We start from the raw sequence: 15,071 nt of genomic DNA on the forward strand, positions 1-15,071 counted from the left end.
ATATATGACTATAATAGCAGCTTTATTGCTTTTTGGAGTAATAATATTAATACATGAATTTGGTCATTTTATTTTTGCAAAGAAAAATGGAATTACAGTTCATGAATTTGCCATAGGTATGGGACCAAAATTATTTGGTAAAGAAAAAAATGGAACTATGTATTCAATTAGAATTTTACCAATAGGTGGATATGTATCTATGGAAGGTGAAGATGAAGAGTCAAATAAACCAGGTTCCTTTGGGACAAAATCAATACTTCAAAGAGCCAGTGTTATATTTGCAGGACCATTTTTTAACTTAGTTTTAGCGGTGATTTTTTTAATACCAGTGTTTATTTACATGGGTTCTCCCACAACTACTTTAGAAATATTGGATAATACTCCAGCGGCTAAGGCAAATTTACAAACTGGAGATATAGTAAAAAGTGTAAATGGAAAAGATATTAATTCATGGGATGAATTTACTAAAATAATATCTTCTTCTAATGGAGAAGAATTAAGCGTTACTGTTGACAGAAACAATAAAACAGTAAAAGTAAATGTTACACCAGAAAAAAATGAAGATGGTACTTATAAGATAGGTGTAACTTATAAAAAGGACAGAAATGTAGTTACTGCAATAAAACAATCATTTATGCAGACTGTACAAATGACAGTGCAAATGGTAACTTTCTTAAAGCAAATGATAACAGGAACTGTGCCAGGTGGATTTACAAATTCTGTTGCAGGCCCAGTTGGAGTAATTAGTATAGTATCAGGAGCAGCTAAAACAGGTATAATGAATTTATTATATTTAGGTTCAATAATAAGTTTAAACCTTGGAATAATAAATCTAGTTCCATTCCCTGCGTTAGATGGAGGAAGGTTATTATTACTTTTTATTGAGTGGATAAGAGGTGGAAAGAAAATAAATCCAGACAAAGAAGCTATGATAAATATGATAGGTTTTTGTGCATTAATGGCATTTATGGTTTTCATCACTTATAATGATGTAACTAAATTATTTAAAGGCATAATTAAATTCTAAATAGACAAGTAGAAGGTGAAGTTTTGAGTTATAATAGAAAAAAAACAAGAGAAGTATCTGTAGGTAATATAAAAATTGGAGGAGACAATCCAATTGCAGTTCAGTCTATGACAACAACAGATACTAGAGACGCTGTGAAAACAATAGAACAAATAAAAAGATTGGAAGAAGCAGGATGTGATGCAGTAAGAGTTGCTGTTCCTGATATGGAAGCTGCTGAAAATTTAGGTAAAATAAAAGCAGGAATAAATATACCTTTAATCGCAGATATACATTTTGACTACAAGTTAGCTTTAAAGGCTATAGAAGAAGGCGTAGACGGTATTAGAATAAATCCAGGTAATATTGGAAGTATTGATAGAGTAAAAGCTGTAGTTGAAAAATGTAAAGAGAAAAATTTAAAAATAAGAATTGGAGTAAATGGTGGTTCTTTAGAAAAACATTTGTTGGAGAAATATGGTCATGCCACACCAGAGGCTCTTGTTGAAAGTGCTTTAGCACATATTAAAATTCTTGAAGACCTAGATTTTTATAACATAGTAATATCTTTAAAATCTTCAGATATATATACTGCAGTAGAAGCTTATACTCTTATGAGTGAAAAAGTTGACTATCCCCTTCATTTAGGAATAACGGAAGCTGGTGGGATCAAAAAAGGAACTATTAAATCATCTATAGGTGTTGGTTCACTTTTAATGAATGGAATTGGTGACACCATAAGAATTTCATTAACAGGAGATCCTGTAGAAGAAGTTCATGTAGGTAAAGATATACTTAGAAGTTTAAATTTATTAAATGATAAAATAAAAATAGTATCTTGCCCAACATGTGGAAGATGTAATATTGATTTAATAAGAGTGGCAAATGAAGTAGAAGAAAAAATAAAAGACATAAATAAAAACATGACAGTAGCTATTATGGGATGTGTTGTTAATGGCCCTGGTGAAGCTAGAGAAGCTGATATAGGCATAGCTGGTGGAAAAGGAGAAGGTCTTTTATTTAAAAAAGGTGAAATAGTTAGAAAAATAAAAGGCGATTCATTAGTAGAAGAATTATTAGAGGAAATTGAAAAATTTGAAAAATAAGATTTACAAAAGACGAACTTTATTGTTTCGTCTTTTTTTACTTACAAAGAAATTATATTATGCTAAAATCTGTGAAAAACTTATCAAATCAAGTAGTATCAACGAATGTAAAATTGTAAAAAGTATATTTTGAGCAAGGTCATTGGCTGAAATTTAATTAGAAATTTCAATAAAGTGTTGAATGAATACAATAAGAGTGTTACAATATAAACTAACAACTTCGAAAATAATACAAGTTGTTAGCGAAGGGGGAAGTTATGATAGAAGTGAAAAACATTTCTAAAATGGTAGGAAAAAAAACAATACTAGATGATGTTTCCTTAAAAATAGAAGATGGTAGTTTTGTTGTTTTAATAGGACCTAGTGGTTGTGGAAAAACTACTACTTTAAAATTAATAAATAAGTTAATTGAACCAACAAAGGGAGAAGTTTTTATAAACAACAAACCTATCTCAAAGGAAAGTTCTATAAGTCTAAGAAGAAACATTGGATATGTTATACAAAGTGTAGGATTATTTCCTCATATGACTATAAGAGAAAATATAGAATTAATACCAAAGTTAAAAAAGGAAAAAACTGAAAAAGAAATTGAAGAAAAAACAATAGAATTGATGAATATGGTGGGTCTTAATCCTAAAGAATTTTTGGATAAATATCCAAGTGAACTTAGTGGAGGTCAGCAACAAAGGATAGGACTTGTAAGAGCTATTGCAACTGATGCCGAAATTATTTTAATGGATGAGCCATTTAGTGCACTAGACCCAATAACACGTACTCAATTACAAGAGTGGCTATATTCACTTCAAGAAGAGTTAAAGAAAACTATTATATTTGTTACTCATGATATGGACGAGGCATTAAAATTAGCAGACAAAATATGTATTATGAAAGACGGAAAAGTTCAGCAATATGACACAGTAGAAAATCTACTTAGAAATCCTGCTAATGAATTTGTTAAAAACTTTATAGGTAGCGATAGATTATGGAATGTACCAGAATATATAAAAGCTAAAGACATAATGATTAAAGATCCTATAAGTGTAAAAAAATCAAGAACTGTTATACAAGGTATGGAAATTATGAGAACAAACAAAGTTGATAGTTTGTTAATAATTGATAAGGATGAAAATTTCCTTGGTATTGTTACTATAAAAGAACTTAGAAGAAATGGAATTCAAAATCACTACTTAAGCGAAATTATGGACAATAAACCTGTATTTGTATATGATGACAATAATTTAGTTGAAATATTAGAAGTAATGAATAGAGAAGGAATTGGACATGTACCTGTAGTTACTCGTTATAATAAGTTGGTAGGTCTAATAACAAGAAGTAGTTTACTTTCTGTTTTAAGTGAGCAGTTCCTTGAAATGGAGGTGAGTATACTTGACTAATTTTATAAATTATTTAGTAGAACAAAAAAATCAAATCATATCCTTATTAATGCAACATATACAATTAACAGTTGTAGCAATCGTTGTAGCTATAATTATTGGTATACCTCTTGGAATATTAGTTTCTAAAAATGAAAAACTTAGAAAGTATATTATAGGTATAATCAATATATTTCAAGCGATACCATCCATGGCACTACTTGGTTTATTAGTTCCAGTGCTAGGAATTGGTAGTAAACCAGCCATAATGATGGTTGTTTTATATTCTTTATTACCTATAGTAAAAAATACTACAACAGGAATTCTTGGTATAGATGAAAACATACTTGAATCTGCTACAGGAATTGGTCTTACTTCAAAGCAAATTCTATATAAAATACAATTGCCTTTAGCTCTTCCAATAATTATGGCAGGTATAAGAATTTCAGCAGTAACTGCTGTTGGACTTATGACTTTAGCCGCATTTATAGGAGCAGGTGGCCTTGGTTATTTAGTATTTTCTGGTGTTCAAACTGTAAATAATATAATGATTCTAGCAGGTGCTATTCCAGCTTGTATCTTAGCTCTTTTAGTGGATTATATATTCTCAAGAGTAGAAAAAACAGTTATGAGTAAATATTCATCTCAAAAATCATCTACTGAAAAAAGAAAAAGTACTCATACTGGTCTAAAAGTATGTACAGCTATAGTTGTTGTTGTTATATTATTTACATCAATAGGACCTAGTTTTGGGAAAAAAGATACTATAGTAGTAGGTTCAAAGGACTACACAGAGGGTCTTATACTTGGAAATATGTATGCTGATTTATTAGAAGAGTATACTGATTACAATATTGATAGAAAATTAAATATGGGTACAACAGTTCTTTGGAATTCCATAGTAAATGGTGATGTTGATATGTGTGCTGATTATACAGGAACTATTTTAATGAATATTATGAAGGAAGAAGCAACAGGTGATGCTAATGATGTATATAATCGTGTAAAAGATCATCTTGACAAAGAATATGGTATTAAAGTATTAGATCCTATTGGTTTCAATAATACTTATACTTTAGCAATGGAACCTGAAGTTGCTAAAAAATACAATATAGAAACTTATTCTGATTTAGCTAAACATTCCAAAGATCTTGTATTTTCACCAACATTAGTATTCGAAAATAGAGAAGATGGTTTACCTGGATTACAGAAATATTATGATATGAAATTTAAACAAGTCAAAAGTATGGATGGAGGTTTAAGATATCAAGCCTTAAAAAAAGGAGATGCTCAAGTAATAGATGCATTTTCCACTGATGGTTTATTAAAAAAATTTAATTTGAAAGTGTTAGAAGATGATAAAGCATTTTTCCCACCTTATTATGCTGTACCATTAGTTAGGGAAGATTTAATAGCAAAATACCCTGAAACAGAGGAAGTTTTAAATAAACTAAGTGGTGTAATAAATGAAGAGGAAATGGTTGAATTAAACTATAAGGTTGATGAAAAAGGACAAACTCCAGAAAAAGTAGCTCATGATTATTTAGTAGAAAAAAATTTAATACAAGATTAATTGTAATTTACCCTTCTAAGTTGACTCTTAGAAGGGTTTTATAATGAACAAAAAACTAAATAATTCTTTGTATAATAAATCAATGAGTACAAAATATATTAATATTAAATTAAAAAACAATGAAGTACATAGGATATACGTAATAAAAATAAATTATAATGAAAAAGAAGCAATTAAAAAAATACTTAGGAGCAAAATTATGATTAAAGTATCTAAAAGAGATGGAACAATAGAAAAATTTGATAAAAGAAAAATTTTTAATGCAGTATATAAATCTTCAATTAATAGCAAGTTTGGGACGGATAGAGAATTGGCACATGCTATAGCCACAATGATAGAAGAAAAAATACAAAATAAAGAAATAGAAGCAACTGTAGAAAATATACAAGATGAAGTAGAAGACTTATTAATGTCATCAAATAGAAAAGATATTGCTAAAAAATATATTATTTATAGAGATAGAAGAACGGAAATTAGAAATTCTAAATGGAATATGGACGAGTTACAAAAATCCATTTGGAAAAATAAATATCAGTATAAAGATGAAAGTTTCAATGAATGGGTAACTAGAATTAGTGGTGGAAATCCTAAAATTGCAAAATTAATAAAAGAAAGAAAATTTTTATTTGCAGGAAGAATTTTAGCAAATAGAGGTTTGTATAGAGATAATATAAAAGTTACTTATTCAAATTGTTATGTATTAGAACCACCAGAAGATAATATAGAAAGCATATTTGATACAGCTAAAAATTTAGCAAGAACTTTTTCTTATGGTGGAGGTGTGGGAATAGATATTTCAAAACTTAGACCAAATGGTGCTACAGTTCATAATGCAGCAAAAACCACATCAGGTGCCATATCATTTATGGATTTATATTCAATGACAACAGGTCTTATTGGACAAAAGGGAAGACGTGGAGCCTTGATGATTTCCATGGATATAAATCATCCTGACATTGAAGAATTTATAGATGTGAAAACTGATTTAGAAAAAATTACTAAGGCCAATATATCTGTAAGAATAAGTGATGAATTTATGAAAGCTGTTAAAAATAAAGAAACCTATACTTGTAAATTTGTAGTAAAAGCAACAAAAGAAGAAATAATAAAAGAAGTCAATGCTTATGATTTATTTATGAAATTAGTGAAAAATAATTGGGACTATGCAGAACCAGGAATGTTATTTTGGGACAACATAAGTAAATACCACTTATTAAGTGAAGATAAAGAATTTAAACATGATGGCGTAAATCCTTGTGCAGAAGAGCCTCTTCCAGCAGGTGGAAGTTGTCTACTTGGTTCCATAAACTTATCGGAATTTGTTGTGGAGCCATTCACAGATAATGCCATATTTGATATGGAAAAATTCAAAGCCTGTGTAGAAGATTGTATACTAGGATTAAACGAGGTTTTAGAAGAAGGACTTTCTCTTCATCCACTAAAACAACAACAAAAAAGTGTTTCTGAATATAGACAAATAGGCCTTGGTGTTATGGGCATAGCTGATATGCTTATAAAATTAAAAATTAGATATGGATCACAAGAATCAATTAATTTGTGTAATGAAATTTCAAAAAATATGTTAAATAGCGCAGTGAAAAAATCAGCGCTATTATCAAAAGAAAAAGGGCCTTTTGAAAAATACAATGAAGAAGCAGTGTTTAAATCACCTTTCTTTATAAACAACATAAATGAAGATGTTAAAGAATTAGTAAAGAAATATGGACTTAGAAATTCGCAAATATTAACCATACCGCCAACGGGTTCCATATCTACCATGCTTGGCATAAGTGGAGGAATAGAGCCTATGTTTAATATTTCATACACAAGAAAAACCGAAACACTTCATTCACAAGATGTTTACTACAAAGTATATACTCCAATAGTAAAAGAATACATGAATTTAAAAGATATTACTGATGAAAATGAATTACCAGAAATATTTGTAACAGCTATGAGTCTTAAACCAGAAGAAAGAATAGCCATGCAAGGAGTTTGGCAAAAACATATTGATGCATCCATATCATCAACTATAAATTTACCTTATGAAGCTACGGTAGAAGACGTCTATAATATTTATATGTCTGCTTGGGAAAATAAACTTAAAGGTATAACAATATACAGAGATGGCTGTGAGAGAAGTGGTGTATTATTAAATGATAAAAAATCTGACAAAGATAAAAAGAACAAAGAAGAAAAAAAGAATGACAAAGATAAAAAGAACAAGGAAGAAAAAATAGAAAAGTCTGAAGAACACCATATTGAAGATGGACATGAAAAATTTGTTTGTCCAGAGTGTGGAAATGAAGCCATTATTCCAACGGGTGGTTGTTCAGTATGTCTTCAATGTGGTTACAGTAAATGTAACTAAAGAAAAACAGTTGTTATTTACATAACAACTGTTTTTCTTATTTATTAAAATGAAAAGTTTAAGTTATTTAAAACTTATATGGGACTAATACAATTTATATTATCTCCTCTAGATGTATCTAATACATATCCAGCCATATTTATTCTTCTTTCTATACAATTTCTACATTCAGCAGCTTCATCACCCATGCAAATTTTATTATCATACAAAGCATATTTTGCACGAACATTTGTAGGTGAAAGATTTGGCATAACTACATTACATCCAGCATTTAAACCTGCTTCACGCCCATTTGGATTAATAGTACCAAGTGCAGTAGTTGCAGGCAGAAGTACAGATGGAAGTAAAAGTCGTGTAAGAGCTAAAACAATAATAGATTTTTCAAGAGAGCCAGTAGGTTCATCTTTAAAAATAGTATCATGATGAGGAATGAAAGGACCAATACCAACCATTTCTGGATTTAAATCCTTTAAAAAAATTAAATCTTCAGCTATATTTTCATTAGTTTGGTATGGAGAATCAACCATTAATCCTGCCCCAACTTGATACCCTATTTCCTTTAAATTTTTAAGGCAATTAATTCTATTTGATAATTTCAAATTCTTAGGATGCAGTTTTTCATAATGATCATTTGTTGCAGTCTCGTGTCTTAGCAAATATCTATCCCCGCCAGCATCAAAGAACTTTTTATAAGAATCATATGATTTTTCCCCTATGGATAAGGTTATGGCACAGTCTTTATATTTACTTTTTATTGATTTTATAATCTCAACAATTTTATCATCAGTAAAATAATTATCTTCTCCACCTTGTAATACAAAAGTTCTGTATCCTAATTTATATCCTAAATCTGCACATTCCATAATTTGTTCTAAACTTAGTCGATATCTAGAGATATTTTTGTTTGAACATCTTATGCCACAGTAATAGCAATCATTTTTACAGTAGTTTGTAAATTCAATTAGACCTCTCATATATACCTTGTTATCATAATATTTTTTTCTGGTAATTACAGCCTTTTCACATAAATAATCAACTTCATTACTATTAATATTATCAAGTATGTAGAGAAGTTCATTTTTATTTAATGAGTTTTCTTCATATAATTTGTCAATTAACTTTATTACATTCATATATTCCTCCTAATATTTTCATATGAATTCAACAAATAATGCTAAATTTTTTGATTTTAAAAATAACACAACAAAAACACATAATTAACTATTATTTTAAATAGAATTAAAGATAATTTTAATATAATAAGTTAAATTTACAATTTAAAAAATACAATTTTTTCAATAAAAAAACTTTTCCCAAAAGTAATTAAACTAATGAAAGAAAAGTTAGCATTTTGTAAATAAAATTATGTATTGATATAAACTAATTTCCTTACAGATCAGTTAATACTTTTCTGGTAGGTAGTAAATTTGATTAAATAAAATTATATCTAAAGAAAATCTCTAAATATAATTATTAAAAATATATATACAGAAAGTATAGTATTAAAATAAACAAAAATCCATAATTATTTAAAAAATTCATTTATAAAATAATAATTAAGGATACTGAAATAATAATAGATAATTACCATATGTTGTATGTATAATATAAATAAACAACAAAAAAATAATTTTTACGGTAAATTATGAGGATTAAATTATGATAAGCAAATTTCATAGAAAAGTAAAAGGATATTATGTTTTTATTTTAATTTTGATTATATGGCAAGTTATTTGTAATATGGAAGTTTATAATGAATATATTCTTCCGCCGCCAATGAAAGTTTTTAATACATTTATTGATATGATAAAAAATGGATCCATATATGAAAATGTATTTGTTAGTTTAAGAAGAATTTTTATTGGTTTTATTATCAGTTCTATGATTGCAATACCACTAGGTATTTTATTTGGAATAAATAAAAAACTATATGAGTACTTTAAGCCCTTGTTAGAGTTTATTAGAAATACACCTCCACTTGCTTTAATTCCCATGCTTATTTTATGGTTTGGAATTGGAGAAAAGTCAAAAATCATAATTATTATACTAGCATCATTTTTCCCAATTTTCTTAAATACACTAAATGGAATAAGAAGTTGTGATGTGAAATTAATAGAAGTTGGTCAAGTATTTAATTTTACTAAAATAGAAATATTTTTGAAAATAATAATACCAAATTCCATACTACATATTTTTATAGGCTTATCCTTAGGTCTAGGATATAGCTTTAGAGCAATTATAGGAGCAGAACTTATAGCTGCATCTTCAGGTCTAGGATATTTAATATCTGATGGGAAATCCATGTCTAGAACAGATGTAGTTATTGTAGGTATATTTGTTATAGGTTTTTTAGGAATTATTAGTGATTACTTATTTACAAAACTAATAAAGAAAGTTGCAAAAGGAAAGCAGGTTAAAGACTATGTATAAAGGTGGATTTGTTTTAAAAAATATAAGCAAAAAATATTTGTTGGATAATACTTATCATGTAATATTTAAAGATATATCTTTAAATATATGTAAAGATGAGATAACAGTAATATTAGGAGAAAGTGGTTGTGGAAAAACAACCTTGCTTAAAATATTATCAAATTTGGAGACTATAGATAGTGGTCAAATTACGTACTTTAATGAAAATAAAGAAGTTATACCTAAGGTAGGGGTAGTTTTCCAAGAAAGTAGATTAATGCCATGGCTTACTGTAAGGGAAAATATTACTTTTCACAGTAATAAGAAAGATAATATAAATGTGGACAAGTATTTGAACATTATGAAGTTGAAAAAGTTTAAAAATGCTTATCCTAGCGAGCTTTCTGGAGGTATGGCAAATAGGGTAAGCATAGCAAGAGCCTTATCCTACGATCCAGATATATTGCTTATGGATGAACCTTTTGCAGCCTTGGATTATTTTACACGTAGAAAAATGCAAAAAGAAGTTATAGAAATCTATAAATCAACTAAGAAGGGCGTAATATTTGTAACTCATAATATTGAAGAAGCTTTAACCATAGCTAATAGAATTATGGTATTTAATAAAAATAAATCTATTAAAGAGTTTTTTGTTTCTTATGACTATAATAGGGATCTTAGTAGTGACTATTATGTGAATTTAAAAAAAGATATTTTAAAAGAGTTGGGGGAAGAAGAATATGTTTAAAAAATCCAAGAAATTACTAGCTTTATTAACAGCATCTGTTTTATCACTAACTTTAATTACTGGTTGTTCATCAAAGAATGAAGAAGCAGAACTACCAAAGGAGATTAACGTTACTTATGTAAAATCACCGCTTAATGTACCAAGTATATTAGAAAAAAATGATGAGCTATTTGCAAAAGAATATGAAAAAGACAATATAAAAGTAAATTGGTCAGAACTTACTACAGGACCAGAACAAACTCAAGCTCTTGCAGCAGGAGAAATTGATTTTTGCCATGCGCTGGGTGGAACATCAGCACTAATTGCAGCATCCAATGATGTTAATTTAAAAATTATAGGAACTTATTCAAGATCACCAAAAGGCTTTATGATTGTAACTAATAATGATTCTATAAAAAGTGTAAAGGATTTAAAAGGTAAAAAAATTGCAGGACCAAAGGGAACAATTTTACATCAAATATTAATAGCTGCCTTAAAAGAAGAAAACATGACAATTGATGATGTGGAATTTATAGATATGACCATACCAGATGCCTCTGCAGCTTTAGAAGGAAAAAGTGTGGACTGTGCATTAGTTGCAGGACCAGCAGCTCTTCAATCATTAAATGCAGGTAATAAAAAAATTGTAGATGGAGAAGGTTTGGTTGATGGAATTATAGTTATTGCTGTAAATGGAGAATTTGCAGAGAAATATCCTCAGTTAGTAGAAAGATTTATGAAAGTTCATGAAGATACATTAAAATACATGGAAGATAATCATGATGAAATGATAAGTAAAGTAGCTAAAGAAGTGGGACTAAGTGAAGAAGAAACAGAAGAACTTTACAAATGGTATGATTTTAATCCAAAAATAGACGATGCTGAAATCCAAGCTCTTAAGGATACTCAAAAATTTTTAATTGACAATAAAATGCAAGAAAAAGAAGTAAAGGTGGAAAATTTGATTTTACAGGTGAATAAATAATATAAAAAAACAAGAAGCTTAATATTTTGCTTCTTGTTTTTAATTTTTTTTATGCAAATAAAAAAAATTAAAATTGAAATAATAATATTTAAAGACATAATTTAAAATGGAGGGGTAAAAATAATGAAAAAAATTGTAACAGTAGCTTTATCTTTACTTGTACTTTGCTCTGTAGTGGCTTGTAATAACAGAACCAATGTTGGAACTGAGACTAAAACTGAGGATGAGGCACCAGACAAAGCATATTATAATACTTATACAGGGCTATATGACAAAAATATGCAAACAGTATCTGACTATAACATGTATACAGATGTTAATACAGTAACAAAAACTTATAAAGAAAAAGAATATCCTGGTAACGAAAAATATTTAAATGATGTAAAAGCTGCTTACAAAGATAGCAAAGAAAAAATTCAAGCATTTGTAGATGGATTAAAAAAAGATGCAAAGACTGAGGATGCTGAATTAAAGAAAATGAATGAAAGTTTAATTGCAGAAGGTGAAAAATCAATAAAAGATATAGATGCTAGAATAGCAAAATTAGATAAAATAACTAAAGAAGACTACAATAAACCACAAGACGAGTTTATTAAATTAGTAGATGATACAGTAAGAGCTGGAGAAAATGTTACTAATGACTTTGTTAAAATATTAAAAGACATGGATACAAAATTAGGTATTACTAGAGAAACTAAATAATAAAAAGAAACTAAATAATAAAAAAATTATTTATAAAAATTAAAAAAAAGATTGACATGTAAAAAGAAAATGAGTAATATTTATAACATAATAAAAATTGAAAAGACTCTTATCAAGAGTGGTGGAGGGACTGGCCCTATGAAACCCGGCAACCAGTACATTTTGTACATGGTGCTAAATCCTGCAACTATTATTAGTTGAAAGATGAGTATAGATTAGCTATTTAGCCTAAGTTTATACTTAGGCTTTTTTTAATACCATTTTTAGACAAAATTAAGAGGCTTTTAAGGGGGGAGAATAAATATGATACAAATATGTGAAGTAAATAAATATTATGGAGAAGCAAAAGTTTTAAATAATATTAATATGCATATAAAAAAAGGTGAGATATTTGGAATAATAGGCCATAGTGGAGCTGGAAAATCCACATTACTAAGATGCATAAATAGACTAGAAAACTACGAAGATGGAAGTATAACTGTAGAAGACAGAGAAGTAAAAAATTTAGATGAAAAAGAACTTAGAGTTTTAAGAAAAGATTTGGGCATGATATTTCAACACTTTTCACTATTAGAGAGAAAAACCGTATTTGAAAATGTGGCACTACCATTAGAATGTTTTAAATATTCAAAAGATGAAATAAATAAAAGAGTAGATGAACTTTTAACATTGGTAGGAATTCATGACAAGAAAAATATGAAACCTAGAAACTTAAGTGGAGGTCAAAAGCAAAGAGTTGCCATAGCAAGAGCTTTAGCACTAAATCCAAAAGTCCTTCTATGTGACGAAGCGACTTCAGCCCTAGATCCAAACACAACAAAATCCATATTAAGTTTGTTACAAGATATAAACAAAAAGCTTGATATAACAATAATTATGGTTACTCACCAAATGGAAGTAATAAAACAAATTTGCTCTAGAGTGGCTATTATGGAAAATGGAGAAGTGTTAGAAATTGGAGATACGGAAGAATTGTTTTTACAAAATTCTAAAAATTTGCAAAAATTAGTGGGAGAAGATGATATTGTACTACCAAAAGGGACTAATATAAGAATAATCTTCCCAAAAGAAATTTCTAATGATTCAATAATAACTTCCATGGCAAGGGATTTGGATATAAACTTCTCCATTATATGTGGAAAGTTAGAAAAATACAGAGAAGATATACTTGGATCATTAATAATAAATGTGTCTAATGATCATAGAGAAAATATAAAAAATTATCTAAATTGGAAAAACGTTAGATGGGAGGAAATCATAAATGAATAAAACGAGCTTATATACTTATTTAACTGAAATACTTGGGGATGCCCTACTTCAAACATTATATATGATAATTGTACCTACTATAGCAGCCACAATTTTAGGATTTATAATGGCAATCATTTTAGTGGTGACTAAGCCAAAGGGACTTAAGCCAAATAAAGTCGTATACAATATACTAGGACTTATAGTAAATATGGTTAGAAGTTTTCCATTTATTATTTTACTAATTGCATTAATTCCTTTTACAAGATTTATTGTTGGAACGTCTATTGGGGAAACAGCAGCCACAGTCCCTATTACCATAGGCGCTGCACCATTTATTGCAAGAGTAATTGAAAATGCATTAAACGAGGTAGATGAAGGATTAATAGAAGCTGCAAAATCTTTTGGAGCAACAAACTTACAAATAATATTCAAAGTAATAATAAAAGAAGGAATGCCATCAATAGTATCTGGAATTACCTTATCCATAATTTCCATATTAGGATGTACAGCCATGGCAGGAACTGTAGGAGCTGGAGGTCTTGGAAAAGTTGCCATAGTATATGGACATCAAAGATTTGATACTTCAGTTATGATATATGTTGTAATTACACTTATTATAATGGTACAGCTAATACAAAGTGCAGGAGACTATGCATATAAAAAACTAAAATAAAAGGTAGATTATCTTTTAAATAAAAATAATACAAACAAGGGGGATTTCAAAATGAAATTAAAAAAATTATTAGGATTAACATTAGTAGGAGTTATAGGTGCATCATTATTTGTAGGATGCTCAAAGTCTGGTGGAGAGGAAGATAAAACTATAAAGGTAGGAGCATCTCCAACACCACATGCAGAAATTTTAGAGGTTGTAAAACCATTATTGAAAGAAAAGGGCTATGAATTAGAGGTAGTAGAATTTGATGATTATGTACTTCCAAACACATCTTTAGCAGAGGGAGAACTAGATGCAAACTACTTCCAACATGTTCCATACTTAGAACAAATGAACAAAGAAAAAGATCTGAAATTAACTTATACAGCTAAAGTTCATATAGAGCCAATGGGAATTTACTCTAATAAATATGATAAATTAGATGAGTTAAAAGATGGAGCAAAAATATCTGTACCAAATGATGCAACAAATGAAGCAAGAGCATTACAATTATTAGCTGACAATGGCATTATTGAAGTTGCTGATAAAGAATTAATAACAGCTAAAGATATAACTAAAAATCCTAAGAATGTGGAAATAGTAGAAGTTGAGGCAGCTCAAGTACCATCAACGCTACAAGATGTGGACTTTGCTGTAATAAACACTAACTTTGCCTTAAATGTTAACTTAAATCCAACTAAAGATGCTTTAGCAATAGAATCTAGCGACTCACCATATGCTAACATACTAGCTTGTAGAGAAGATAATAAAGATAGTGAAAAAGTAAAAGCATTAACTGAAGCATTAACAAGTGATGAAGTTAAGTCATTTATAGAAGAAAAATATAAAGGAAGTATAGTTCCAACATTTTAATTGATTTAAGATAGAAGAATATTTAAATATTCTTCTATCT

13 protein-coding genes and 1 riboswitch are annotated in these 15,071 nt (G+C 28.6%); of the genes, 12 read left to right on the forward strand and 1 reads right to left on the reverse strand.

The genetic code is table 11. The annotated features are described in order from the left end of the window. Positions 1-4: 4 nt before the first annotated feature. The 5 genes from rseP (at position 5) to TVTCOM_RS06740 (ending at position 7,429) form a co-directional block, all read left to right on the forward strand. On the forward strand, positions 5-1,027 hold the full coding sequence (gene rseP / locus TVTCOM_RS06720; RefSeq protein ID WP_434799080.1) for an RIP metalloprotease RseP: 1,023 nt from the start codon (positions 5-7) through the stop codon (positions 1,025-1,027). A gap of 23 nt (positions 1,028-1,050) precedes the next feature. Continuing rightward, complete coding sequence (gene ispG, locus TVTCOM_RS06725; RefSeq protein WP_434799081.1) at positions 1,051-2,112, forward strand: flavodoxin-dependent (E)-4-hydroxy-3-methylbut-2-enyl-diphosphate synthase; 1,062 nt, start codon at positions 1,051-1,053, stop codon at positions 2,110-2,112. Positions 2,113-2,369: 257 nt separating this feature from the next. Continuing rightward, positions 2,370-3,506 carry an ABC transporter ATP-binding protein gene (locus TVTCOM_RS06730; protein ID WP_434799082.1) on the forward strand — a complete coding sequence of 379 codons (1,137 nt, stop codon included), beginning with the start codon at positions 2,370-2,372 and terminating at the stop codon, positions 3,504-3,506. Next, positions 3,499-5,058: a glycine betaine ABC transporter substrate-binding protein gene (locus TVTCOM_RS06735; RefSeq protein WP_434799083.1), complete on the forward strand. Its 1,560-nt coding sequence runs from the start codon at positions 3,499-3,501 to the stop codon at positions 5,056-5,058. The genes TVTCOM_RS06730 and TVTCOM_RS06735 overlap by 8 nt, the downstream gene beginning before the upstream one ends. A 43-nt stretch (positions 5,059-5,101) precedes the next feature. Continuing rightward, the gene (locus tag TVTCOM_RS06740; RefSeq protein ID WP_434799084.1) at positions 5,102-7,429 is read left to right on the forward strand and encodes an adenosylcobalamin-dependent ribonucleoside-diphosphate reductase; all 2,328 of its coding nucleotides are present in this window, start codon (positions 5,102-5,104) and stop codon (positions 7,427-7,429) included. Between the two features lie 74 nt (positions 7,430-7,503). Here TVTCOM_RS06740 and hydE read toward each other — a convergent pair whose 3' ends face one another. Then, positions 7,504-8,562, reverse strand: a complete 1,059-nt coding sequence (gene hydE / locus TVTCOM_RS06745; protein WP_434799085.1) for a [FeFe] hydrogenase H-cluster radical SAM maturase HydE — start codon at positions 8,560-8,562, stop codon at positions 7,504-7,506. 526 nt (positions 8,563-9,088) lie between these two features. Between hydE and TVTCOM_RS06750 the strand changes: the two genes are divergently transcribed. The 7 genes from TVTCOM_RS06750 (at position 9,089) to TVTCOM_RS06780 (ending at position 15,031) form a co-directional block, all read left to right on the forward strand. After that, positions 9,089-9,859: an ABC transporter permease gene (locus tag TVTCOM_RS06750; protein WP_434799086.1), complete on the forward strand. Its 771-nt coding sequence runs from the start codon at positions 9,089-9,091 to the stop codon at positions 9,857-9,859. After that, complete coding sequence (locus tag TVTCOM_RS06755; protein WP_434799087.1) at positions 9,852-10,586, forward strand: ABC transporter ATP-binding protein; 735 nt, start codon at positions 9,852-9,854, stop codon at positions 10,584-10,586. The genes TVTCOM_RS06750 and TVTCOM_RS06755 overlap by 8 nt, the downstream gene beginning before the upstream one ends. After that, the gene (locus TVTCOM_RS06760; protein WP_434799088.1) at positions 10,579-11,550 is read left to right on the forward strand and encodes an NrtA/SsuA/CpmA family ABC transporter substrate-binding protein; all 972 of its coding nucleotides are present in this window, start codon (positions 10,579-10,581) and stop codon (positions 11,548-11,550) included. The genes TVTCOM_RS06755 and TVTCOM_RS06760 overlap by 8 nt, the downstream gene beginning before the upstream one ends. A 123-nt stretch (positions 11,551-11,673) precedes the next feature. Then, positions 11,674-12,252 (forward strand): hypothetical protein, encoded by a 579-nt coding sequence (locus TVTCOM_RS06765; protein ID WP_434799089.1) that lies wholly within the window; start codon positions 11,674-11,676, stop codon positions 12,250-12,252. A gap of 106 nt (positions 12,253-12,358) precedes the next feature. Beyond that, a riboswitch (SAM riboswitch) is annotated at positions 12,359-12,463 on the forward strand. 92 nt (positions 12,464-12,555) lie between these two features. Continuing rightward, the gene (locus tag TVTCOM_RS06770; RefSeq protein ID WP_434799090.1) at positions 12,556-13,521 is read left to right on the forward strand and encodes a methionine ABC transporter ATP-binding protein; all 966 of its coding nucleotides are present in this window, start codon (positions 12,556-12,558) and stop codon (positions 13,519-13,521) included. After that, the gene (locus TVTCOM_RS06775; protein WP_434799091.1) at positions 13,514-14,176 is read left to right on the forward strand and encodes a methionine ABC transporter permease; all 663 of its coding nucleotides are present in this window, start codon (positions 13,514-13,516) and stop codon (positions 14,174-14,176) included. Before TVTCOM_RS06770 ends, TVTCOM_RS06775 begins: the two co-directional genes overlap by 8 nt. A gap of 51 nt (positions 14,177-14,227) precedes the next feature. Continuing rightward, a complete protein-coding gene (locus TVTCOM_RS06780) occupies positions 14,228-15,031 on the forward strand; it encodes a MetQ/NlpA family ABC transporter substrate-binding protein (protein WP_434799092.1) in 804 nt (267 codons plus the stop codon). Positions 15,032-15,071 lie beyond the last annotated feature (40 nt).

This window comes from Terrisporobacter vanillatitrophus (assembly GCF_051148895.1).
Taxonomy (GTDB): Bacteria; Bacillota; Clostridia; order Peptostreptococcales; family Peptostreptococcaceae; genus Terrisporobacter; species Terrisporobacter vanillatitrophus.

What these genes read in the sequence shown, in the direction of transcription:
- hydE (WP_434799085.1), bottom strand. Translation starts at nt 8,562, where the DNA reads ATGAATGTAATAAAGTTAATTGACAAATTATATGAAGAAAACTCATTA.
- rseP (WP_434799080.1), top strand. Translation starts at nt 5, where the DNA reads ATGACTATAATAGCAGCTTTATTGCTTTTTGGAGTAATAATATTAATA.
- TVTCOM_RS06780 (WP_434799092.1), top strand. Translation starts at nt 14,228, where the DNA reads ATGAAATTAAAAAAATTATTAGGATTAACATTAGTAGGAGTTATAGGT.
- TVTCOM_RS06765 (WP_434799089.1), top strand. Translation starts at nt 11,674, where the DNA reads ATGAAAAAAATTGTAACAGTAGCTTTATCTTTACTTGTACTTTGCTCT.
- TVTCOM_RS06755 (WP_434799087.1), top strand. Translation starts at nt 9,852, where the DNA reads ATGTATAAAGGTGGATTTGTTTTAAAAAATATAAGCAAAAAATATTTG.
- TVTCOM_RS06770 (WP_434799090.1), top strand. Translation starts at nt 12,556, where the DNA reads ATGATACAAATATGTGAAGTAAATAAATATTATGGAGAAGCAAAAGTT.
- TVTCOM_RS06740 (WP_434799084.1), top strand. Translation starts at nt 5,102, where the DNA reads ATGAACAAAAAACTAAATAATTCTTTGTATAATAAATCAATGAGTACA.
- TVTCOM_RS06750 (WP_434799086.1), top strand. Translation starts at nt 9,089, where the DNA reads ATGATAAGCAAATTTCATAGAAAAGTAAAAGGATATTATGTTTTTATT.
- TVTCOM_RS06775 (WP_434799091.1), top strand. Translation starts at nt 13,514, where the DNA reads ATGAATAAAACGAGCTTATATACTTATTTAACTGAAATACTTGGGGAT.
- TVTCOM_RS06760 (WP_434799088.1), top strand. Translation starts at nt 10,579, where the DNA reads ATGTTTAAAAAATCCAAGAAATTACTAGCTTTATTAACAGCATCTGTT.
- TVTCOM_RS06730 (WP_434799082.1), top strand. Translation starts at nt 2,370, where the DNA reads ATGATAGAAGTGAAAAACATTTCTAAAATGGTAGGAAAAAAAACAATA.